The organism is Curtobacterium sp. PhB78, assembly GCF_003751685.1.
Classification (GTDB): domain Bacteria; phylum Actinomycetota; class Actinomycetes; order Actinomycetales; family Microbacteriaceae; genus Curtobacterium.
The window spans coordinates 180,442-201,074 of sequence record NZ_RKIA01000003.1 but is presented as its reverse complement, the minus strand read 5'-3'; the positions used below and the strand labels follow the sequence as shown (position 1 = coordinate 201,074).

Sequence of the window (20,633 nt, the reverse complement as noted above, 5' to 3'; positions counted from 1 at the left end):
CGCTGCACGGTACGCGCTGACTGCTGCGCGCGATCAGACGACGGGTGCGGTGCCGGTCCGTTCGGTCCAGTGCGCGCCCGCCGCCCACCGGTCGAGCACCGCACGGGGCAGGCGACCGGACGCGTTCGAGGCCCGCGCGGTGGCCAGCGGCACGCCGAACACGAACTTCGCCACGCTCTCGTCACCCTCGGCGGCATCGTGCGGGCCGGGCGGCGCGAGCCGGAACCGTCGCGCGAAGCGCACCAGGTTCGCGTCGGGATCGAGCACCGTGGCCAGACCGGGATCGAGGATCCACGAGCGGCACTGCCACCGATCGGCGACGAGCGCCGGCGCGAGGGCGCGCAGGACCTCCGGCGCGCGGGAGAACGACCGGTCGCAGGCGTCCGGATCGAGCGGCCCGGTCTCCGGGACGTGGACGCCCCAGGCCGGCTGGCCGTCCGGCAGGTGGTCGCCGAGTTCGTACTGGAGGCGCCCCACGGCCACCACGCGACCGGTCGCCACCGCGACGAGCCAGTCCACCCCCGTGCCACGCAGACCGTACCGGTCGAGTTTCCGGCCGACGTCGGCGACGGACGCCTCCGCCAGGCTGCGCGGGAGTCCCCGCGCTTCGAGCCCCGCGGCGTTGCCGGGCACGGCCGCGCGGAGCGCGGCGACCAGCAGGGCGTCCCGCTGCGCGGGCTCCGCGTCGGCCACGGTGGCGGCCAGTGCGGCCGCCACCGTGGCGGAGTCGTCCGGCGACCCCACGGCGGCGGCGAGGACCGCGACGGACGCGGGACGGGCCTCCTGGCCGGGGGTGTCGACGGTCACTTCAGACCGGACGAGGCGAGCCCGTCCATCACCCGCCGCTGCAGGACGATGAACATGATGAGCACCGGGGCCATGGCCATCAGGCTCGCGGCCATGAGCACCGGGTAGTCGATCGTCCGGTCGCTCGACAGCGTCGCGAGTCCTGCAGCGAGGGGCATGTCCTCGGCACGGGTCGAGACGACGAGCGGCCAGAGCAGCTCGTTCCACGACCACAGCACCGTCGTGATCGCGAGCACGCTGATCGAGGGACGGGCGAGCGGCAGCATGATCCGCCAGAACGTCTGGAACGGGTTCGCGCCGTCCATGCGCGCAGCCTCTTCGAGCTCGGGCGGCATGTTCAGGAACGCCGTCCGCATCAGGAAGGTGCCGAACGCGCTGAACAGGCCCGGCGCGACGATCCCCATCAGGGTGTCGAGCCATCCGAGCCCCTGCACGATCTGGTACTGCGAGATCAGGTAGACCTGCGACGGCACGAGCAGGATCGACAGCACGATCGCGAGCAGGATCGCCCGGCCGCGGAACCGCATGCGGGCGAAGGCGTAGCCGGCGAGCGTGCAGAGCACGATCTGCGCGAGGGTGCGGATGATCGTGACGTACACGGACGTGCCGAGCTGGCTGAGGAACGGCAGACGCTCGAACACCTGCGCGTAGTTCTGCCACTGCAGCTCCCCCGGCCAGAACGTCGGGGTGACGGACTGCACCTGGGCGTTCGTGGACAGCGACATGATGATCTGCCACACGAACGGGAACGCCATCGCGAAGCCGCCGACGCCGAGGACGACGTGGATCCACCAGTGGCTGCCGCCGCGACGACCGGGCCGACGTGCTGCCCGTGGCGGTGTGACGGTTGCGGTCATGCCTGCACCCACTTCCGTTGGACACGGAACTGCACGAGCGTGACGATGCCGATGAGCAGGAAGATCACCATGGCGATCGCGGCCGCGAAGCCCTTGTCGTTGTCGATGAACCCGGCGCTGTAGAAGTAGAAGACGAGCGACATCGTCTTCGGGATCACCGGGTTGGTGCTGCCGAGGATGGCGTAGAGCAGGTCGAACAGCTGGAAGCTCGAGATTGTCGTGACGATGACCACGAAGAAGATGCTCGGGCTGAGCAGCGGGACCGTGACGGAGCGGAACTGCCGCCAGCGGCTCGCGCCGTCGAGCTCGGCGGCCTCGTACAGCTCAGGTGGGATGTCCTTGAGGCCCGCGCCGAGGATGATCATCGAGAACCCGAGGGACGACCACAGGCCGACGAAGCTCACCGCGACGAGCGCGAACCCTGGCGTCGAGATCCAGTACGGACCGTCGATGCCGAACAGTCCGATGAACCAGTTCACGATGCCGTAGTCGCCGTTGAACATGATGCGCCAGACGAGGGCGATCGCGGCCGGCATGGCGACGTAGGGCAGGAAGAAGAGCACACGGTAGAACTGCGCGAACCGCAGGCCCGGGGTGTTCAGCAGGCTGGCGAGCCACACCGCGATCGGGATGCCGGCCAGCACGATGACCGTGTAGACGACCGTGTTGAGCAGCGACTGGTACAGCTGCGGGTCACCGGCGAGCCGCACGTAGTTCGCGACGCCGCTGAACGTCGCACCGCCGAACACGCCCCAGCTGGTGAACGAGTACCAGAACGTCTGGATGATCGGCCAGATGTAGAACGTGCCGACGCCGATGAGCAGCGGCAGGACGAACAGCCACGGCCACCAGCCGTCGGTCCGTCGGGGTGCGCGCTTGCCGCCGGCCGTCGGGCCGGGGGCGCCCCACCCGGACGAACGCGTCGTCCGGGCGGGGGTGGAGGCGGCCTGCGGCCGCTCGGTGTTGATCGTCATCGGCTCGGGACTCACTGTTCCTTGGCGAGGGCGGCGTCCATCTTCTGCGCGAGCTGCTTCGCGACGTCGTCGACCGGGGTCGAACCGTCGAAGGCGTTCGGCAGGAGGTTGGTCTCGAGGGTGTTCCACGCGGCGGTGTTCTTCGACACCGGCAGGGGCTTGGCGTAGTCGACGGCGTCGAGGAACACCTGCAGGTCGGCGTCCGGCATCGTCTTCGTGAAGGCGGACTGCGTGCCCTCGTAGGCCGGGATGACGGCGCCCATGTCGCCCTGCTGCTGCTGGGCGGTCTTGCCGGCGAGGTAGACCTGGAGCGCCTGCGCCGCGGCCTTGTTCTTGCTCGCCTCGGACACGACGTTCGAGACACCGTGGATGACGGTCGCCTGTTCCTTGCCCTTCGGCAGGGGGTACACGACGATGTCCTTCTCCATCGCGGTGCCGGTCAGGGCCGAGCGGAACCAGCTGCCGCCCTGGTACATCGCGAGCTTGCCCGACGTGAACCACTGGTCGGCGGTGGTGTCGGTGAGCTGCTTCATCGACGGCGAAGCGCCCGATTCGATCAGGTCCGTCCAGAACTGCAGACCCGCTTCCGAGGCCTTCGAGGCGTACTCGGACTTCGTGCCGTCCGCGTTCACGACCGATCCCCCGGCCTGGAAGATCGTGTCGTAGTAGGTCGTCTGGCCGTCCATGCCGCCGGCCGCGCCGTACGCGCCGTCGGCCTTGAGCTTCTTGCTGAGCTCGGCGCCGGTCTTCTGGAAGTCGTCCCAGGTCCAGTCCTTCGACGGCAGGTCCATGCCGGCCTTCTCGAACAGGGCCTTGTTGACCCAGACGCCGATGGTGTCGAAGTCCTTCGGCACGCCGTACTGGGTGTCGTCGTACGTGTACAGGTCGTTCAGCGCGCTCGAGTACTTCGCGGGGTCGATGTCGCCGGCCTTGACCTCGCCGGTGATTGGCGCGAGCTTGCCGTTGGCCGCGTACAGCTGGAAGTTGGGGCCGTTCATCCAGAACAGGTCGGGCAGCGTGTTGCTCGAGCCCTGGGTCTGCAGCTTCGTCCAGTAGTTGGCGAACGGCGTGACGTCGACGCTGACCTTGATGTCCGGGTACTCCTCGTTGAAGCCCTTGAGGTTGGCCTTGATCGCCTTGACCTGGTTCTCGTCCCAGACGGCGTACGTCAGGTTCGCCTTGGTGTCCTTCGCGGCGGCGGTGTAGTCGCCGCCGGAGCTCGACGCCCCGGAGGACGTGGAGCACCCGGCGAGGAGTGCGGCCGCGCCGAGGGCGGCGACGGCGCCGACGAGGATCCGGCGGACGCCGGTTCCTCGGGCGGGGATGTGTGCGGTCATCGGGAGGTCCTTTCGCACGGCCGTCAGGAACCGACGGTCTGGGCGGGGTGGGTGGGGTGCGGAGCGGGTCGTGTGGAGGGTGTGGCGGGCCGGCTGAAGTGCGCGATCGTCTCGGCCGGCAGCGGCGGGACGTCGATGGGGACGGAACCGGTGCGCAGCGAACGGGTCGCCAGGGCACCGGCGGCGACCGCGGCGCGCGCCGCGATCGGGGACAGCTCCGTCGGTTCGCCGAGGGCGACGGACCGCAGGAACTCGGTCATGGTGATCAGATCGGCATCGGCGTGACCGTCCTCGACGCCGTCGATCGGGTACTCGCGGTCCCCCGCGGTGTCCCAGCCACGACGGTGCGTCCAGACCTTCACGACGCCACCGCCGGTGTCGCCGATGTTCTCGAGGCGACCCTCGGTGCCGATGACCGTGTAGTTCCGCCAGTAGTCCGGGGTGAAGTGGCACTGCTCGTAGCTGGCCTGCACGCCGTTGTCGAGCGTCATCATCACCATCGAGACGTCCTCGACGTCGACGACCGGGTTCAGCCCCGTCTGGGCGAGCGGAGGCCAGTTGTCGTGGGAGAACCAGTCCCCCATCAGCTCGCCGCTGCGGTCCCGTCGGTCGGTGACGTCGCCGTAGACCGACAGCGACCCCATGCCCACGACGCGACTGGTGTCCCCGCCGCCGAGTGCGTGGATGACGTCCAGGTCGTGGCTGGCCTTCTGCAGGAGCAGGGAGTTGACGTTCGCGCGGTCGGCGTGCCAGTCCTTGAAGTAGTAGTCCCCGCCGTTGCCGACGAAGTGGCGGCACCAGACGGCCTTGACCTCGCCGATCTCGCCGCGGTCGACGATCTCGCGCATCAGGCGGACGACGGCCGCGTGGCGGAAGTTGTGGCCGACGTAGAGCGAGGTACCCGTCTCGGCGGCGGTGTTGAGGACCGCGTCGGCGTCCTCGACCGTGATGGCGAGGGGCTTCTCGAGGTAGACGGCGATGCCCGCGCGGAGCAGGTCGATCGCGATCTCGGCGTGTGTCCAGTCCGGGGTGGTCACGATCGCAGCGTCGACCTGGTCGGTGAGGTCCCGGTGGTGCTCGACCACCAGCGCATGGGGGTACTCGACCCGCCCGCGCTCGCGGCCCGCTGCGGTGATGTCCGCCACGGCGACGACCTGCGCCTGCAGTGCCGGGTCCGCGGCGACCGCTTCGGCGACGTGCCGTGCGATGGCGGACCGCTGGCCCATCCCGATCACCGCGACGCGGAGGATCCCGTTGTCAACGCCCATGCTCATCTCGCTCCCTTGCGTGATTGTGACGCCCATGATGCCGAATCGATCATGAATGCACAATAGGCGCTCACGGATCGCTCATGGGTCCACGACGGGAGGGTTTTACACGATCGAAACGTCGCGCCCCGGATCCGGGCGCTCGTCCGTCGGCTCAGTCGGCGACGACGAGCTCCACGCCGGCGCTGGCGAGGTCGGCTGCGAAGGCCGGCGGGACGGGCTGGTCGGTGACCAGGACGTCGATGCGGTCCAACGGGCAGATCCTGGCGAACGTCGACCGCTCGATCTTGGTCGAGTCGGCGACCACGATGACCCGTCGGCCGACCGAGGCGAAGTGCCGGCTGACCTCGGCCTCGCCCTCGTGCATGGTCGTGGCGCCGTACTGCCCGGTGAGCCCGTCCACCCCGAGGACCACGAGATCGAGCGCGAACTCGTCGAGGGTGTCGCGGACGAGCGGGCCGACGAGCTCGTACGACTGCCGCCGCGCCACCCCGCCGGTGACCACGATCTTGACGTTGGCGCGGACGGACAGCTCGTACCCGACGTTGAGCGCGTTCGTCACGATGGTGATCCCGAACTCACCGTCGGCACGGATGAACCGCTCGCTCTTGCCGAGTTCTCGCGCGACCTCGGTCGTGGTGGTCCCACCGTTCAGCCCGACGGTCTCGCCCGGCTGCACCAGTCGCGCGGCGGCACGGGCGATGGCGGTCTTCGCCTCGGCCTGGCGCGCGATCTTGTACTGCAGGGGCAGTTCGTAGCCGGCCCCGAGCGCCGCTGCTCCGCCGTGCGTGCGCGTGACGAGCCGCTGGTCGGCGAGCGTCGTGAGGTCGCGTCGGGCCGTGGCGGCCGAGATCCCCAGCAGCTCGCCGATCTCGGCGATCGACACGTTGCCGCGTTCGCTCACCAGTTCGAGCAGGGCGTTCAGCCGCTGTTGGGGGGTCATGACGGCCATCCTACGGTGCCATCGCGATTGCTCGGTGATCGGAATTGACGCTTTGGTCTTCCATCGCGCACGATCGCTCGCTACGCTTCCTGATCATCGATCACCCGGATCGAACCGGACCGGAAGGCTCCCATGACCGACACCTTCGTGAGCGCCGAACTGGCCTCCCAGCCGGAGACCTGGCGCGCCGCCGCAGCACTCCTGCCGACCTTCTCGGATGCGCTCCCCCAACCCGGTGAACGCGTCGCCGTGATCGGCTGCGGCACGAGCTGGTTCATCGCGATGAGCTACGCCGTCGCCCGTGAGCAGGCCGGCCTCGGGGTCACCGACGCCTTCGCCGGCTCCGAGTACCCCGCATCGCGCGAGTACGACCGCGTGCTCACCATCAGCCGCTCGGGCACCACGACCGAGATCGTCGACCTGCTGCAGGCCCTGCCGTCGCAGCGCACCGTCCTGATCACGGCCGTCGCGGACAGTCCCGCCGCGGCCGTCGCCGACGACGTGGTCGCACTGCCCTTCGCCGACGAGCGCTCCGTCGTGCAGACGCGGTTCGCCACCACGGCGCTCGCCCTGCTGCGCGCGTCGATCGGCGACGACGTCGAGGCCCTCGCCGCCCAGGCCGAGATCGCGCTGACCCTGCCGATCGACGACCTGCTCGACGCCGAGCAGGTCTCCTTCGTGGGCCGCGGTGCCGCCGTCGGCCTGACGTTCGAGGCCGCACTCAAGACGCGGGAGGCCGCGCAGTTCTGGGCCGAGTCCTACCCGGCGATGGACTACCGGCACGGGCCGATCGCCATCGCGCAGCCCGGCCGGCTCGTCTGGTCGCTCGGTGCCGCACCGCAGGGGCTGGCCGACGAGGTCGCCGCCACCGGTGCGCGCTTCGTGCAGCACGACCTCGACCCGATCGCCGGCCTCGTCGTCGTGCACCGGTTCGCCGTCGCCCTGGCCGAGGGTCGTGGGCTGGACCCGGACAACCCCCGTTCGCTGACGCGGTCGGTCATCCTCACCTGATGGCGGGCGCAGGCGCGGTGCTCGGGGTCGACGTCGGCGGCACGGGCACCAAGGCCCGGCTGACCGACGCCGACGGACTCGTCCTGGACGAGACCCGGGTCCCGACGCCCCGCGACGATCCGTCGGGGCTCCGACTGGCGGTGGCCGTCGCCGACCTGGCAGTGCGGGCACTCGACCGCGGTCGGCTCGACGCCGTCGGGCTCGTCACGCCGGGTGTCGTCGACGAAGCCGCCGGCACCGTCGTCCTCGCGGTGAACCTCGGGTGGCGGGACGTGCCGGTCCGCGACCTCGTGCGGGCCGAGCTCGTCCGACGCGGTGTCGACGTCCCGATCGCCTTCGGCCACGACGTCCGCGCCGGCGCCCTCGCCGAGACCCACACCGGTGACACGGCGCTGTCCCGCGGATCGGTCGCGTTCGTACCCGTCGGCACCGGCCTGGCCAGCGCGCTGGTCGTCGACGGCCAGGTCGTGTCCGGGGGCGGATGGGCGGGGGAGATCGGCCAGGTGCTGATCCCGTCCGGACCACACGAGGGGCTCCGGGTCGAGGAGATCGCATCGGCCGGGGGAGTCGCACGCCGCTCCGGGTCGGCATCGGCGCACGCAGCCATGCTCCGGGTGCGCGACGGCGACCCCGTGGCGACCGCCGTCTGGGACGACTGCGTCGCCGTGCTCGCGGACGCCCTCGCCTGGACGACCGCGGTCGCCGGCTGCCACACCGTCATCGTCGGCGGGGGACTCGCCGAGTCCGGCCCGCTGCTGTTCGGGCCGCTCCGCACGGCGGTGGCCGAGCGGCTCGTCGGGGTCCGCGCCCCGGAGATCCTGCCGGCCGCCCACGGCGACGCCGCCGGAGCCATCGGCGCAGGTCTGCTCGCACGGCGGCTGCTCGAGAGCGGGGTGCTGCTGTGACCACGCTCGTCCGCGCACCACGCATCGTGACCGCCGCCCACGACCTGCACGACGGGTGGCTCGTCCTCGGCGACGACGCCACCGTGCTCGCGGTCGGTGCCGGCACACCGCCGCGCGCGGACTCCGCGGTCACCGTCGAGGGCACCGTCGTGCCGGGCTTCGTCGACCTGCACGCCCACGGCGCACTCGGCCACGACTTCGCGACGTGTTCCGCAGCGGACGCCCGAGCGGCGGCCGCGCACCACCGGTCACGGGGGACCACGACCCTCGTCGCCTCGATCGCGACCGGGCGTCCCGACGACACCGTCGCAGCCCTCACGCGCCTGCGACCGCTCACCTCGGACGGCACGCTGGCGGGCCTGCACCTCGAAGGGCCGTGGTTGTCCCCGGCCCGCCGCGGAGCCCACCGGGTGGACCTGCTCCACGCGCCGGACCCGCTCGAGGTCGACGCGTACCTGGCGGCCGCCGACGGCGCGCTGCGGGTCGTGACACTCGCCCCCGAGCTCCCCGGCGCCCTCGACACCGTGGCGCGGTTCGTCGCCGCCGGGGTCGTCGTGGCGATCGGGCACACCGACGCCACCGCCGAGCAGACCCGCCGCGCGATCGACGCCGGTGCCACGCTCGTCACGCACCTGTTCAACGGCATGCCACCGCTGCACCACCGCACGCCGGGGCCGGTCGGGGTCGCCCTGACCGACGACCGCGTCCTGCTCGAGTGCATCGTCGACGGACACCACCTCGACCCGACCACGATCGGGCTCGTCCAGCGGAGTGCACCGGGCCGCCTGGTGCTCGTGTCCGATGCGATGTCGGCGACGGGCTGCCCCGACGGCGACCACACCATCGCCGGGTCCGCGGTCTCGGTCCGCGGCGGTGTCGCGATGCTCGCCGACGGGTCGTCGTTGGCGGGCAGCACGATCACCGTCGCCGACGCGGTCCGTGGGCTGCTGACGAGCGGGGTCGCGGTGCCCGAGGTCGTCGCCGCCTCTGCCACACGTGCGGCTCGGCTGCTCGGTCGGCCGGCGCCGCTCACGGTCGGCGCACCCGCCGATCTCCTCGTGCTCGACCCCGACACCGGTGCGGTGCGGAACCCCCTGCGGACGGCGGTGGTCTCGTGATCGTCGTCGTCACCCCGAACCCGGCCGTCGACGTCACGTACCGGGTCGCCGAACAGCGCATCGGCGAGACCCAGCGGGTCCTCGACGTCGCACGGCACCCGGGTGGCAAGGGCCTGAACGTCGGTCGGGTCCTGGCGGCGACGGGTGTCGCGACGCACGCCGTCCTGCCCCTCGGGGAGACGCCCGGCCGCTGGGTGTCGGACGCGCTCGACGACCTCGGCCTCGGCCACACCGACGTCGTGGTGTCCGGCACGACCCGCACGACCGTCACCGTGGTCGACGACGTCGCCCACCCGACGATGTTCGGTGAGCCCGGCCCGGTGCTCACCGGCACCGAGTGGGACGCCGTCGCCGCAGCGGTCGACGGACTGCTCGGCCGCGCCGACGCCACCGGCCTCGTGGTGTCCGGTTCGCTGCCCGGCGGTGCCGCACCCGACGTCGTCGCGCGCTGGGTCGCCACGGCCCACGAGCACGGCGTCCTGAGCGTCGTGGACTGCTCCGGTGCCGCACTGCTGGCGGCGGCGAGCGCCGGTGCCATCGTCTGCAAGCCCAACCGCGAAGAGCTGCTCGAGGCCACGGGCGCCGCGGACGAACGCACCGCCGCCCTCCGGCTGCTGGAACGCGGTGCGGGCGTCGTCGTGGTCTCCCGCGGTGCGCACGGCATCGCCGCCCACACCACGGACCACGTGCTCGAGGTCCCAGCGGTGCCCGGCGTCTCGGGCAACCCGACCGGGGCGGGCGACGCAGCGACCGCCGGTCTGGTCGGTGCCCTGGTCCGCTCGGGTCACCAGCAGGGCACCGGCGCCCCCTTCGCCGACGACACCCTGCGCCGAGCACTCCGGTCCGCCGCCGCCCACGGCGCCGCCGCCGTCCTGCGCCCGGTGGCGGGCGAGGTCGACCCCGCCGACGTCCACCGCTTCCTGACCCACCCCGACCGAACGAGGACCCCAGCATGATCACCGACCTCGCCCTGACGGGCCTGCTCGACACCGCCCGCACGGCACACCGTGGCGTGGGCGCGTTCAACGTCGTGCTGCTCGAGCACGCCGAGGCCATCGTCACCGGGGCCGAGCGGGCCGGACTGCCCGTCATCCTGCAGATCAGCGAGAACTGCGTCCGGTACCACGGCGGTCTCGCACCGATCACGACCGCGACCCAGGCGATCGCCCGGGCCGCCGACGTCGACGTCCTGGTCCACCTCGACCACATCGAGGACCCGGACCTCGTCGCCGCCGGCATCGACCTGGGCGTCGACTCCGTCATGTACGACGGCTCGCACCTGGACTTCGCGGCGAACGTCGCCGCCACCCGTGACCTCGCGGTCCGGTGTCACGCCGCCGGCGTCGCCATCGAGGCCGAGCTCGGCGAGGTGGGCGGCAAGGACGGCGTGCACGCTCCGGGTGTCCGCACCGACCCCACCGATGCCGCCGCGTTCGTGGCCGACACCGGGGTGGACGCCCTGGCCGTCGCCGTCGGGACCTCGCACGCGATGCAGACCCGCGAAGCCTCGGTCGACCGCGACCTGGTGGAACGTCTGCGGTCCGCGGTGCCGGTCCCGCTGGTCCTGCACGGTTCGTCGGGGCTGTCCGACGACGAGCTGCGCGGCGCGGTGCAGGCCGGCATGACGAAGATCAACATCTCGACGCACCTGAACGGCCTGTTCACGCGTGCCCTGCGCACCGTGCTCGACGAGCGGCCCGACCTGGTCGACCCCCGCAAGTACGTGTCGGCGGGGCGCGAGGCGATCTCCACCGAGACCGCCCGGCTGCTGACGCTCCTGCACGGCTGAGCGGTGGCGGCCCGAGCAGCCGCAGTGCTCAGCAAAGCGGGACGTTCACCGCGAGCCCACCCATCGCGGTCTCCTTGTACTTCGTCGACATGTCCGCCCCGGTCTGCCGCATCGTCTCGACGACCTGGTCGAGCGACACGTGGTGCACGCCGTCGCCACGCAGGGCCATCCGTGCGGCGTTGATCGCCTTGTTCGCCGCGATCGCGTTCCGCTCGATGCACGGGATCTGCACCAGGCCACCGATCGGGTCGCAAGTGAGCCCGAGGTTGTGCTCCATCGCGATCTCCGCGGCGTTCTCGACCTGTTCCGGGGTGCCCCCGAGTACCTCGGCGAGTCCGGCGGCAGCCATCGACGCGGCCGAGCCGACCTCGCCCTGGCACCCGACCTCGGCGCCGGAGATCGATGCGCGCTCCTTGTAGATCGACCCGACGGCGCCGGCTGTGAGCAGGAACCGCACGACGGCGTCGTCCCGGTCGGCAGCGGTGATCACGGGGACGTAGGTGAGCGCGTAGTACAGCACCGCGGGGATGATGCCGGCGGCGCCGTTGGTGGGTGCGGTGACGACCCGGCCGCCGGTGGCGTTCTCCTCGTTCACCGCCATGGCGACGAGGTTCACCCACTCCATGGCGAACAGCGGGTCGTGGTCGGGGTCCTCGCGGGTGAGCTGCTCGTGCCAGGTGGCTGCACGACGCCGGACGTCGAGCCCGCCGGGCAGGCATCCGTCACGGCGGACGGAGCGGTCGACGCACGAGTCCATGACGGCGTGGATGTCGAGCAGCCCGGAGCGGACGTCGGCGTCGGTCCGGGTGACCGACTCGTTGGCGAGCGCCACTCCGCTGATCGGCAGACCGGAGGCAGCGCAGGCGGCCAGCAGCTCGGCGCCGCTCGAGAACGGGTACGGGACACGGTCGTCGACCGGGATCGCCGCCCCCGCGACCACGGCACCGTCGTCCACGGCACCGCCGTCCTCGCCGTCGCCGTCGCTGTCGCGAGCGATGAAGCCGCCGCCGATCGAGTAGTACGTCTCGTCGGCCAGGTCGGCACCGGCTCCGTCACGGGCTCGCAGCCGCATGGCGTTCGGGTGCCGGGGCAGCATGGTGAGCGGGTGCAGCACGATGTCGGCGAGCCGGAACGGCACGGTCGCCCCACCGTCGAGCCGGAGCAGGCCGTCGCGTTCGAGGGTGTCGAGCGCCGCGGACATCGCGTCCGGGTCGACGGTCTCGGGGTGGGACCCCATCAGGCCGGCGACCACGGCGCCGAGGGTGCCGTGGCCCTGTCCCGTCGACGCCAGTGAGCCGTACAGGTCGACGGCGACGGAGGCGACGGGCAGCCCGGCGACCAGGGACGCGAACTCGGCGCCGGCCCGCATCGGCCCGACGGTGTGCGAGCTCGAGGGACCGACACCCACGCTGAACAGATCGAAGACGGAGACCGGCACGCCGCCACACTAACCCGTCCGGACGGACCGGGCTCAGCCCCGTCCGGACGGACCGGGCTCAGCCCCGTCCGGACGGACCGGGCTCAGCCCCGTCCGGACGGACCGGGCTCAGCGGCGGGTGTTGCCCTCGGCCGGCACCACGAACCACAGGACGACGTAGGCGATCCACAGCGGCCCGGGGAACAGGCTCAGGATCACCCAGCCGATGCGGACGAGGGTGCGGGACAGGCCGAAGCGATCGGCGAGGCCGGCGCAGACACCGGCGAGGATGCGGCCGTTGCGGGGACGGGAGAGTGTGCTCATGGGGTCGACGCTACGCACCGGCGACGAGCAAGGGCATCCGGGCAGTACCCCGGAGAACGGTGGGGACAACCCCCGAACGACCCCGAAGGCCCGACACCCGTCAGGGGATCAGCACGATCTTCCCGCGGGTGTGCCGCTGCTCCAGCTGCTCGTAGGCGTCCTGCACCCGGTCGAGCGGGAAGGTCGCCGCGATCGGCACCTCGACCTCGCCGTTCGCCACCTGCATCGCGAGGGCGCCGAGGATCTCCGGGTCGGCGGTGTCCGCACTGCCGGAGGCCTTCGCACCGACCTCGGCGGCAGCCTCGAACGCGATGATCGTCTCGATGCGGTCGACCGGCACGCCCAGGGCGATCCCCAGGTGCACGTACTCAGGACCGTACGTGTCGATGACGGCGTCGATGCCGTTGGTGGCGAGCTCGGTGATCCGCTCCTGCAGGCCCTCGCCGTACGCGACGGGCCGTGCACGCTTCGACCGGAGCCACTCGTGGTTCGCCTCGGACGCGATCGCGATCACGTCGATGCCCTCGTTCGTCAGCAGCTGCGTGACGAACCCGCCGACACCACCGGCGGCACCGGACACGACGACGGTCTCGCCGGGTCGGGGGTCGACGGCACGGACGGCTGCGGCAGCGGTCGTGGCGACGATGTCGAGCCCGCCAGCGACGGTCCAGTCGAGCAGCCGGGGCTTCTGCACGACCTGTTCGGCCGGCACCGAGACGTACTCGGCTTGGCTCGCGCGGTCCCACGACCACCCGAGGACCTCTTCGCCCTCGTCGACGCCGTCGACGCCCTCGCCGACGGCCACGACGATGCCGGCGAAGTCGGTGCCCTGACCGGACGGCAGCGCGTCGGAGGACCCGCCGTCGAGCAGCCCCTGGCGGATCGCCGACTCGCCCGGGTTGATGCCGGCGGCGCGGACGCGCACGAGCACCCGACCGGCAGTGGCCTCGGGGACGGGGACCTCGGCGACGTGCAGCACGGAGCGGTCACCCCACTCGTCGAAGCGGACGGCGCGCATGGTCTCCGGGATCTCAGTCATCGCGTCCGACGGTACCCCGAGCACGACGAACGGTCCGCGTGGACCGCTCCATCGGCACGACGGTGGGAGACTGGCCCCATGCCCATCCTCAACAAGGACATGCAGGTCTGCATGTCGCTCGCGGCCCGGCCGAGCAACATCGGCACCCGGTTCCACAACTTCCTGTACGACGAGCTCGGGCTCAACTTCCTGTACAAGGCGTTCACCACGACCGACCTGCCCGGCGCCGTGGCCGGCATCCGCGCCCTCGGCATCCGCGGCTGCTCGGTGTCGATGCCCTTCAAGGAGGCGATCATCCCGCTCGTCGACCACGTCGAGGAGTCCGCCGCCGCCATCCAGTCGGTGAACACGGTCGTGAACGACGACGGCGTGCTCACCGCGTCGAACACCGACTACGAGGCGATCGCCGCGCTGCTCGGGTCGCACGACGTCGACACCGCGTCCCGAGTGCTGCTCCGCGGCTCCGGCGGCATGGCGAAGGCCGTGACCGCGGCGTTCCGCGGCGCCGGCTTCGACCGCCTGACGGTCGTCGCCCGCAACGAGCAGACCGGTACGGCGCTCGCGTCGCAGTACGGGTACGAGTGGATCGCCGAGGAGCGCGAGGCGGGGGAGTCCGACCTGGTGGTCAACGTCACGCCCCTCGGCATGCGAGACGACCAGCAGGACGCGCTCGCCTTCGCACAGGACCGGATCGAGGCGGCCCACACGGTCTTCGACGTGGTCGCGTTCCCGTCGGAGACCCCGCTGGTCCGTGCGGGACGGGATGCCGGCAAGCACGTCATCACCGGCGCCGAGGTCATCGCGCTGCAGGCGGCCCGCCAGTTCGAGCGGTACACGGGTGTCGCCCTGACGGAAGACCAGGTGGCGCGCGCCAGCGAGTTCTCGCGCGCCGAGTAGTCGACGCGCCCACAGGGCGGACGGGAGGCACGGGGCCAGCTGGCACCGCGCCTCCCGTCCGCCTTTGTGGGAACGTCTCAGGCGTTCGTCGCGCGTCCGACGGCCACCCACCCGAGGCGGCGCAGCGTCTCGTGGTTCCGGACCCAGATGAGCGGCTGCATGAGGAAGTCGGGGACCCAGGCGCCCGGACCGGCAACCGCGTTCTCGACGATCGTCACCTTGCAGCCCTTGCGGTGCGGCTCCACGGTCAGCTCCACGCGGGCCTCGCCGATCGGCCACCCCTTCGGCTGGATCACCATGCGGTGCGGCGGGTCCCACACCAACGAGGTCGTGACGTCGTCGATGACGAGCGGCCAGGCACCGAAGGAGTGGTGCAGGTGCGTGCCGACCTGCGGCCAACCGGCCTCCTGCTTCCGCATGCGCGAGGCGCCGACCACCCAGGTCGTGTAGAGCCAGCCGTCGCCGAGCACGTCGAAGACGTCCTCGGGAGCGCAGTGGAGGATGCGGACGTTCTTCGCCATGGTGATCAGCCTTCCGGGGTGAGGTCGACGTCGTCGGGCAGCCCGAAGGTGTGCCGGAGTGCGCTCTTCGCGGCACGCCAACCGGCCATGCCGTGCACACCGGGGCCAGGAGCCGACGACTCGGAGCACAGGTACATGCCGCCGCCCATCCGCCACGGGTCGCTGGACAGCACCGGGCGCTTCACGAGCTGCCAGAAGCTCGCAGCACCGGCGGCGATGTCGCCGCCGACGTAGTTCGGGTTGTGGTCCGACATGTGCGCGGCCGTCCGGCTCGACGTGTGCAGGATCGTGTCGCGGAACCCCGGTGCGAACCGTTCGACCTGGCGCGTGATCGCCTCGGTCTGGTCGACGTCGGACCCCGCCGGCACGTGCGCGTAGGCCCAGAAGACGTGCTTGCCCTTCGGCGCCCGGGTCGGGTCGACGACGGTCGGCTCGGAACCGAGCACGTACGGCCGTTCGGCGTGCTGGCCGTGCGCGACCGAGCCCTCCGCCGCCGCGATCTCGGCTCGTGTCCCGCCGATGTGCACCGTGCCGGCCCGGCGCAGCGCCTCGTTCGTCCACGGCACCGGATCGGACAGCGCGAAGTCGACCTTCGCGGCCGCGTTGCCGAACCGGAACCGGCGGAGCGCACCGCGCTTCGGCGTGGGGATCTGCGCGCCGGCGATCCGCAGCATGCCGGGGACACTCGTGTCGAAGAGCACCGCCTTCGCCGGGGTGAGGTCACCGAGCGACCGGACCTCGTGCCCGGTGACGATCCGTCCGCCGTGCGCGACGAGGTCGTCGGCGAGCGCGTCGACGATCGCCTGGCTGCCGCCGATCGGCACGGGCCAGCCGCGCGCGTGCGCGTAGGCGCCGAGCGACAGCGCCGCGGCGGCCGTCGACAGCGAGGGCATGTGCTGGATGGAGTGCGCGGCGACGCCGGAGACCATCGCCGGTGCGACGTCCTGCCGGAAGCGGGCGTTCCAGGCGCTGCTGCCCTGCTCGAGTGCGCGCAGGCCGAACCGCAGCACCGTGAGCGGGTGCCGCGGCACGTGCAGGAGGGCGTCGGTGGCGAAGTCGGCGACCTGGTCGGCAGCGCGGGCGAGCGGGCCCATCAGGTTCCGGAAGGCCGGGCCGTCCACACCGAGCTCGGCGGCCGTCCGCTCGAGGTCCTGGTACGCGATGCCCGCGCGACCCCCGTCGAGCGGGTGCCCGTACTGCACCTCGGGCAGACGGAGCTCGATGCGCTCCTCCATCCGGAACAGCCGGAAGAACTCGGACTGCAGCGCCATCGGGTGCACCGCCGAGCAGACGTCGTGGAGGAACCCCGGCAGGGTGAGATCGGCGGTGCGGGCACCACCGCCGATCGTGTCGTTCCGTTCGACCACCTCGACGGACAAGCCCGCACGGGCGAGCGTCACCGCCGCCGCGAGTCCGTTCGGTCCGGCCCCGACGACCACCGCATCAACCATGGTCCGAGCCTAGGGACTCGTGTCTGCGCGTGGTCCCGGTCAGATGACCGAGGCTCCGGATGAGACAGCGATCCGCTTCCGGGCGATGACGGCGTCGATCCGTTGCGCTCCGGCGATGAAGGCCGCAGCATCGTGGTCGACGTACCCCGCGATCGCGACGATGTCATCGCGGATCCGTTCGAGCGGAGCCGCGTGGACGGGCTCGTGGTGCGCGAGACGGTTCGCCCCAGGAGTCCGGCGGTGCCGAATGGTCCTGGGGCGTTACCCGATCAGCCTAGCGACGCCCGGGTGATATCTCAAGTACCGCTTCAGGGGCGAGCGACGTCGGGGTCAGCAGGGTCGGAGCCGTCCTCGTCGCCGTCGGCGTCGTCGGGTTCGTCGGCGTCGACCGGGGTCGAGCCCACGGGGTGCTCGGCCAGCAACGTCGCGAAGTCCTCGTCGAGCATCTGCTGCAGACGGTCGTCGCGCCCGATCTCGTAGTCGTCGGCCGGACGCTGGGCCCAGCCGAGGCGCCCGACCACCGTGGTGCCGATGTCGTCCCAGGCTCGGGCGCGGGCGGCGAGCACGATGCCGTCGACGAAGTGCTGGTCGTCGCGGCGCTTGTCGAGCATCGTCGCGAGTTGCTCGTACGTCGCCTCGCGCGTGCGCAGCTTGAGGTCGTCACCCCGGCGGTAGTCGTGCTGGTGCCGTGAACGGCCCTTCGACTTGCTCGACGTCGACCGGATCTCCCGCATGCGCGCGGCGTCGCCCCGCTGCTCCTCGGCCATGCGGTGGAGCTCCTCGCGCGCGGCCTCGGCGATCAGCGCGTGGTCGAAGTACCCCTGGTCGCGCAGCGCGTTCGTGATGATCCGGTTGCCGACCGCGATCGTGACCGCGGCCTTCGCGATGAGGAACCCCTCGTCGACGGCCCGCTTCAGTTCGACCTGGCTGATGGGTCGATCGCGCACGTCGTGGTTGCGTCGTCCGAACAAGGCCATGCTCCGACGATACCGGCGTCCGGTGACCATCCGTCGGCAGGTGGACCCGGATCACGCCCTGGAGGGACGACACGCCACGAGTGGTTCCGTAGCGTCGGGTGCATGGTCACGTACACGGAGTCCCCCCGCACCGGTCTCGGCACCGCGAGCCTCGTCCTCGGGATCTGCTCGCTGCTCGCCGGTTGGACGTTCGTCGCGCCGATCGTCGGGCTGTGCCTGGGCGTCGCGTCGCGCAGCCGGGAACCGCTCGCCCGTGGTCGCGCGGGCTGGGGGATCTTCCTGAACCTCATCGCGCTCGCCGTCTGGATCCTGCTGCTCGTGGTGGCGGTCGTCGGCGGTGTGTTCGCGGTCTGGCAGGGCGCGACGCAGGGCTCCTGACGCACGCGCACGCGCAGGGGGGGCGGCGGGGAGTCTCGCCTAGAGCAGCAGGCCGTAGACGGCGACGTCGGCGCGGACGGGCCCGAGCGGCAGCGCGCCCCGCAGAGTGCCCTCGAGGGCGAACCCGAGCCGTTCGGCGAGCGCGCGGCTGCGGACGTTGTCGACGCCGGTCCGGATCTCGAGCCGTGCGGTGCCGCGTGCCCGCGCGACCTCGACCAGCACGCCGGCGGCCCGCCCCGCGACACCGCGGCCCTCGTGTCCGGCGTCCACCCAGTAGCCGAGTGACGCCTGGCCCAGGTACGGGTCGAAGGTCAGCGACGCCACCCCGACGATGCGGTCGTCGGAACGGATGACGCAGGGGAGCGCGCGGTCCATCGCGAACTGGCCGAGCAGCCGTTCGGTGTGCAGTCCGATGGTCTCGCGGTCCTGCGGATCCCACGCCCATGGTTCGGCGGCCCGGAGCCGGTCGAGGTTCGCGCGCACGAGTTCGAGCACCGGGTCGACCGTGGTCAGGTCGCGCAGCGTGAGCGTGTACCCGTCCCCGAGGTCCCGCCCGAATGCCGCCACCCGTCAGAGACTATGCACGCCGGGCGCTACTCGTACCGGAGCGCCTCGATCGGGTTCTGCCGTGCGGCGCGGCGCGCGGGGAGGGTGCCGGCGAGGAACGCGATGAACATCACGACGAGGATGATCGTCGCCACCGAACTCGGCGCGAACTGCATGATCTGCAGGCCCGGCAGGTCCTTGAGCACCGTGCCCGCGAGCACGTTCGAGATGCCCGTCCCGAGCAGGATCGCGACACCGGCTCCGATGGCACTGCCGAGGAACCCGATGAAGACCGCCTCGAGCGAGAACAGCGTGTAGACCTTGCCGCCGCCCATGCCCATCGCCTTCATCAGGCCGATCTCGCGGGTGCGTTCCTGCACGCTCATCAGCAGCGTGTTGATGATGCCGAAGCCCGCAGCCACCAGGGCGATGACGGCGAAGGCGTTCAAGACCCCGACGATGCCGCTGATGACGGTCTGGAACTGGCCGAGCTGGTCCTGGATGGTCTGCCCGAGGAACCCGTCGTCCGACAGCGCCTTCTTGACCGTGGTCGCGGAGGCCCCGGAGTCGAGCGTCGCGGTGGCGCTGGCGTACGAGGTCGCGATCGAGTCCGGCTTGCCGATCTCCTGCGCGGCCTGCATCGCGTCGGTGAGCGCGGCGTTCGCCCCGGCACCGCCCCCGAACAGCGACTCGTTCTGCACACCGACCACCGTCGCGGTGAGGGTGTGCTCCTTGCCCTGGTAGTCGTCCACCGCGAAGGTGAGCTCCTTGCCGACGGCGGCCTTCGCGCTGCCGAGTCCGAGGTTCTCCAGGTAGTTCGTCGGCAGGATCACCTGGTTCGCGTCGGTGTCGTCGTCGAGCTGCTTCCCGCTCGCCAGGTCGGCGTCGAGCTCCCCCGCGTTGGCGGTCAGGGAGACGACGTACTTGCCGTCGTCGCCGTGCTCGGCGTACTTCGGCGCCAGGGCGACCGCTGGACGGATGCTCTTGATGCCGTCGATCGCGCGGATGTCGTCGACGTCGGACTGCGACAGGTACGAGAACGACGCCGGACCGCGGTCGACGCTCTGGCCGGACTCGTCGGGGTCGTACTTCGCCGGCCCGCTGTCGGTCGATGCGGTGTCGACGGCCTTCGTGATGGTCAGGGAACCGGTGTCGCCGATCGACGAGACCTGGGTGTCGATGTAGTTGCTGACCCCCGTACCGATCGCCGAGGTCAGCGTGATCGTGAAGGCGCCGATGAAGATCGCGATGACGGTCAGGGTCGTGCGCAGCTTCGACCGGAAGGTGTTCGAGACCGCGGTGCGGAGCAGGTCGAGGAAGTTCATGCGGAGTGCCTTCCGTGCGTGGCCTGCTGGTCGATGGCGGCACCGGCGGTGGGTGTGCCGTCCGATCCACCGACGATGAGTCCGTCGCGGACGTTGACGCTGCGGTCGCAGCGGGCGGCGAGTTCTTCGTCGTGGGTGACCACGACGAGCGTGATCCCGCGTTCGCGCTGCAGGCCGAAGAGCATGTCCTCGACCACCTGCCCGGTGTTCGTGTCGAGGTTGCCGGTCGGCTCGTCGGCGAAGATGACGCTCGGCTCACCGACCAGCGCGCGTGCGATGACCACGCGCTGCTTCTGCCCGCCGGACAGGTCGTTGGCGTCGTTCTTCGCCTTGTCGGCCAGACCGAGGGAGTCGAGCGCCGCCATGCCGCGGCGCTTCCGTTCGGCTCCGGAGACGCCCGCGATCTTGAGCGGGAGCACGACGTTGTCGAGGACCGAGGTCTTGGGGGTCAGGAAGAACTGCTGGAACACGAACCCGAAGGTGCTGTTGCGCGTGCGGTTCACCTGCCGCGCGCCGAGGGTCGCCGCATCGGTCCCGTCGAGCAGGACCTGCCCGGTCGACGGCTTGTCGAGCAGTGCGAGCAGGTGCATGAGCGTCGACTTGCCCGATCCGGACTTGCCGACGATCGCCAGGCTCTCGCCCTGGTGCACCTGGAGTGACACCCCCTTGAGGGCGTCGAACCGCGTCGGGCCTCGGCCGTAGGTCCTGGCGAGGTCACGGGCCTCGAGCACGGGAGTGGTCATGGCCCC

22 protein-coding genes are annotated in these 20,633 nt (G+C 71.4%); 7 read left to right on the top strand and 15 right to left on the bottom strand.

All coding sequences use genetic code 11. The features are described 5' to 3' along the window. Positions 1–33: 33 nt before the first annotated feature. From EDF53_RS07845 to EDF53_RS07820, 6 genes are all read right to left on the bottom strand, one after another. A complete protein-coding gene (locus tag EDF53_RS07845; RefSeq protein WP_123293034.1) occupies positions 34–807 on the bottom strand; it encodes a hypothetical protein in 774 nt (257 codons plus the stop codon). After that, entirely contained in the window at positions 804–1,664 is an 861-nt protein-coding gene (locus tag EDF53_RS07840) for a carbohydrate ABC transporter permease (RefSeq protein WP_165901014.1), read from the bottom strand. The genes EDF53_RS07845 and EDF53_RS07840 overlap by 4 nt, the downstream gene beginning before the upstream one ends. Then, on the bottom strand, positions 1,661–2,638 hold the full coding sequence (locus tag EDF53_RS07835; protein WP_123293033.1) for a carbohydrate ABC transporter permease: 978 nt from the start codon (positions 2,636–2,638) through the stop codon (positions 1,661–1,663). Before EDF53_RS07835 ends, EDF53_RS07840 begins: the two co-directional genes overlap by 4 nt. A gap of 11 nt (positions 2,639–2,649) precedes the next feature. Continuing rightward, positions 2,650–3,975: a sugar ABC transporter substrate-binding protein gene (locus tag EDF53_RS07830; protein WP_123293032.1), complete on the bottom strand. Its 1,326-nt coding sequence runs from the start codon at positions 3,973–3,975 to the stop codon at positions 2,650–2,652. 23 nt (positions 3,976–3,998) lie between these two features. Continuing rightward, positions 3,999–5,249 (bottom strand): Gfo/Idh/MocA family protein, encoded by a 1,251-nt coding sequence (locus EDF53_RS07825; RefSeq protein ID WP_123293031.1) that lies wholly within the window; start codon positions 5,247–5,249, stop codon positions 3,999–4,001. Positions 5,250–5,397: 148 nt separating this feature from the next. Beyond that, positions 5,398–6,186 (bottom strand): DeoR/GlpR family DNA-binding transcription regulator, encoded by a 789-nt coding sequence (locus tag EDF53_RS07820; RefSeq protein WP_165901013.1) that lies wholly within the window; start codon positions 6,184–6,186, stop codon positions 5,398–5,400. A gap of 132 nt (positions 6,187–6,318) precedes the next feature. Here EDF53_RS07820 and EDF53_RS07815 point away from each other — a divergent pair, with 132 nt between their 5' ends. Genes EDF53_RS07815 through EDF53_RS07795 form a run of 5 tightly spaced genes read left to right on the top strand, consistent with a single transcriptional unit; the run spans position 6,319 to position 11,009 of the window. Next, entirely contained in the window at positions 6,319–7,197 is an 879-nt protein-coding gene (locus EDF53_RS07815; protein WP_123293030.1) for an SIS domain-containing protein, read from the top strand. Beyond that, positions 7,197–8,102: an ROK family protein gene (locus EDF53_RS07810; protein WP_123293029.1), complete on the top strand. Its 906-nt coding sequence runs from the start codon at positions 7,197–7,199 to the stop codon at positions 8,100–8,102. Before EDF53_RS07815 ends, EDF53_RS07810 begins: the two co-directional genes overlap by 1 nt. Continuing rightward, positions 8,099–9,220, top strand: a complete 1,122-nt coding sequence (gene nagA, locus EDF53_RS07805; protein ID WP_123293028.1) for an N-acetylglucosamine-6-phosphate deacetylase — start codon at positions 8,099–8,101, stop codon at positions 9,218–9,220. Before EDF53_RS07810 ends, nagA begins: the two co-directional genes overlap by 4 nt. After that, positions 9,217–10,176, top strand: a complete 960-nt coding sequence (locus tag EDF53_RS07800) for a 1-phosphofructokinase family hexose kinase (protein ID WP_123293027.1) — start codon at positions 9,217–9,219, stop codon at positions 10,174–10,176. The genes nagA and EDF53_RS07800 overlap by 4 nt, the downstream gene beginning before the upstream one ends. Continuing rightward, a complete protein-coding gene (locus EDF53_RS07795) occupies positions 10,173–11,009 on the top strand; it encodes a class II fructose-bisphosphate aldolase (RefSeq protein WP_185020983.1) in 837 nt (278 codons plus the stop codon). Before EDF53_RS07800 ends, EDF53_RS07795 begins: the two co-directional genes overlap by 4 nt. 28 nt (positions 11,010–11,037) lie before the next feature. Here the strand turns inward: EDF53_RS07795 and EDF53_RS07790 are convergent, their stop codons facing one another. The 3 genes from EDF53_RS07790 to EDF53_RS07780 all read right to left on the bottom strand — a co-directional run bounded on the left by EDF53_RS07790 (position 11,038) and on the right by EDF53_RS07780 (position 13,789). Next, positions 11,038–12,447, bottom strand: coding sequence for an L-serine ammonia-lyase (locus EDF53_RS07790; RefSeq protein ID WP_123293026.1), 1,410 nt, complete (start codon positions 12,445–12,447; stop codon positions 11,038–11,040). Positions 12,448–12,555: 108 nt separating this feature from the next. Then, positions 12,556–12,750: a PspC domain-containing protein gene (locus tag EDF53_RS07785; RefSeq protein ID WP_111083567.1), complete on the bottom strand. Its 195-nt coding sequence runs from the start codon at positions 12,748–12,750 to the stop codon at positions 12,556–12,558. A gap of 100 nt (positions 12,751–12,850) precedes the next feature. After that, the gene (locus EDF53_RS07780; RefSeq protein WP_235035886.1) at positions 12,851–13,789 is read right to left on the bottom strand and encodes an NADP-dependent oxidoreductase; all 939 of its coding nucleotides are present in this window, start codon (positions 13,787–13,789) and stop codon (positions 12,851–12,853) included. 78 nt (positions 13,790–13,867) lie between these two features. On the opposite strand from EDF53_RS07780, the gene EDF53_RS07775 reads away from it, so the two are divergent. Then, positions 13,868–14,686 carry a shikimate 5-dehydrogenase gene (locus EDF53_RS07775; protein ID WP_123293025.1) on the top strand — a complete coding sequence of 273 codons (819 nt, stop codon included), beginning with the start codon at positions 13,868–13,870 and terminating at the stop codon, positions 14,684–14,686. A gap of 77 nt (positions 14,687–14,763) precedes the next feature. Here EDF53_RS07775 and EDF53_RS07770 read toward each other — a convergent pair whose 3' ends face one another. The 3 genes from EDF53_RS07770 to EDF53_RS07760 all read right to left on the bottom strand — a co-directional run bounded on the left by EDF53_RS07770 (position 14,764) and on the right by EDF53_RS07760 (position 17,635). Continuing rightward, entirely contained in the window at positions 14,764–15,207 is a 444-nt protein-coding gene (locus EDF53_RS07770; RefSeq protein ID WP_123293024.1) for an SRPBCC family protein, read from the bottom strand. 5 nt (positions 15,208–15,212) lie between these two features. Then, entirely contained in the window at positions 15,213–16,658 is a 1,446-nt protein-coding gene (locus tag EDF53_RS07765; RefSeq protein WP_123293023.1) for an NAD(P)/FAD-dependent oxidoreductase, read from the bottom strand. A 308-nt stretch (positions 16,659–16,966) separates the two neighbouring features. Beyond that, on the bottom strand, positions 16,967–17,635 hold the full coding sequence (locus EDF53_RS07760; protein ID WP_111083572.1) for a hypothetical protein: 669 nt from the start codon (positions 17,633–17,635) through the stop codon (positions 16,967–16,969). Positions 17,636–17,737: 102 nt separating this feature from the next. Between EDF53_RS07760 and EDF53_RS07755 the strand changes: the two genes are divergently transcribed. Further along, on the top strand, positions 17,738–18,013 hold the full coding sequence (locus tag EDF53_RS07755; protein WP_123293022.1) for a hypothetical protein: 276 nt from the start codon (positions 17,738–17,740) through the stop codon (positions 18,011–18,013). A gap of 39 nt (positions 18,014–18,052) precedes the next feature. On the opposite strand, the gene EDF53_RS07750 is transcribed toward EDF53_RS07755, so the two are convergent. Genes EDF53_RS07750 through EDF53_RS07740 form a run of 3 tightly spaced genes read right to left on the bottom strand, consistent with a single transcriptional unit; the run spans position 18,053 to position 20,627 of the window. Next, on the bottom strand, positions 18,053–18,580 hold the full coding sequence (locus EDF53_RS07750) for a GNAT family N-acetyltransferase (RefSeq protein WP_123293021.1): 528 nt from the start codon (positions 18,578–18,580) through the stop codon (positions 18,053–18,055). A gap of 26 nt (positions 18,581–18,606) precedes the next feature. Beyond that, complete coding sequence (locus EDF53_RS07745; RefSeq protein ID WP_123293020.1) at positions 18,607–19,884, bottom strand: ABC transporter permease; 1,278 nt, start codon at positions 19,882–19,884, stop codon at positions 18,607–18,609. After that, positions 19,881–20,627: an ABC transporter ATP-binding protein gene (locus EDF53_RS07740; RefSeq protein WP_123293019.1), complete on the bottom strand. Its 747-nt coding sequence runs from the start codon at positions 20,625–20,627 to the stop codon at positions 19,881–19,883. Before EDF53_RS07740 ends, EDF53_RS07745 begins: the two co-directional genes overlap by 4 nt. Positions 20,628–20,633 lie beyond the last annotated feature (6 nt).

Bases quoted from the DNA above. Each gene is read 5' to 3' on its own strand.
- EDF53_RS07770 (WP_123293024.1), bottom strand. From the start codon at position 15,207: ATGGCGAAGAACGTCCGCATCCTCCACTGCGCTCCCGAGGACGTCTTC.
- EDF53_RS07840 (WP_165901014.1), bottom strand. From the start codon at position 1,664: ATGACCGCAACCGTCACACCGCCACGGGCAGCACGTCGGCCCGGTCGT.
- EDF53_RS07765 (WP_123293023.1), bottom strand. From the start codon at position 16,658: ATGGTTGATGCGGTGGTCGTCGGGGCCGGACCGAACGGACTCGCGGCG.
- EDF53_RS07780 (WP_235035886.1), bottom strand. From the start codon at position 13,789: ATGACTGAGATCCCGGAGACCATGCGCGCCGTCCGCTTCGACGAGTGG.
- EDF53_RS07820 (WP_165901013.1), bottom strand. From the start codon at position 6,186: ATGACCCCCCAACAGCGGCTGAACGCCCTGCTCGAACTGGTGAGCGAA.
- EDF53_RS07825 (WP_123293031.1), bottom strand. From the start codon at position 5,249: ATGAGCATGGGCGTTGACAACGGGATCCTCCGCGTCGCGGTGATCGGG.
- EDF53_RS07760 (WP_111083572.1), bottom strand. From the start codon at position 17,635: ATGGCCTTGTTCGGACGACGCAACCACGACGTGCGCGATCGACCCATC.
- EDF53_RS07815 (WP_123293030.1), top strand. From the start codon at position 6,319: ATGACCGACACCTTCGTGAGCGCCGAACTGGCCTCCCAGCCGGAGACC.
- EDF53_RS07740 (WP_123293019.1), bottom strand. From the start codon at position 20,627: ATGACCACTCCCGTGCTCGAGGCCCGTGACCTCGCCAGGACCTACGGC.
- EDF53_RS07795 (WP_185020983.1), top strand. From the start codon at position 10,173: ATGATCACCGACCTCGCCCTGACGGGCCTGCTCGACACCGCCCGCACG.
- EDF53_RS07835 (WP_123293033.1), bottom strand. From the start codon at position 2,638: ATGACGATCAACACCGAGCGGCCGCAGGCCGCCTCCACCCCCGCCCGG.
- EDF53_RS07830 (WP_123293032.1), bottom strand. From the start codon at position 3,975: ATGACCGCACACATCCCCGCCCGAGGAACCGGCGTCCGCCGGATCCTC.
- EDF53_RS07745 (WP_123293020.1), bottom strand. From the start codon at position 19,884: ATGAACTTCCTCGACCTGCTCCGCACCGCGGTCTCGAACACCTTCCGG.
- EDF53_RS07755 (WP_123293022.1), top strand. From the start codon at position 17,738: ATGGTCACGTACACGGAGTCCCCCCGCACCGGTCTCGGCACCGCGAGC.
- EDF53_RS07785 (WP_111083567.1), bottom strand. From the start codon at position 12,750: ATGAGCACACTCTCCCGTCCCCGCAACGGCCGCATCCTCGCCGGTGTC.
- EDF53_RS07810 (WP_123293029.1), top strand. From the start codon at position 7,197: ATGGCGGGCGCAGGCGCGGTGCTCGGGGTCGACGTCGGCGGCACGGGC.
- EDF53_RS07775 (WP_123293025.1), top strand. From the start codon at position 13,868: ATGCCCATCCTCAACAAGGACATGCAGGTCTGCATGTCGCTCGCGGCC.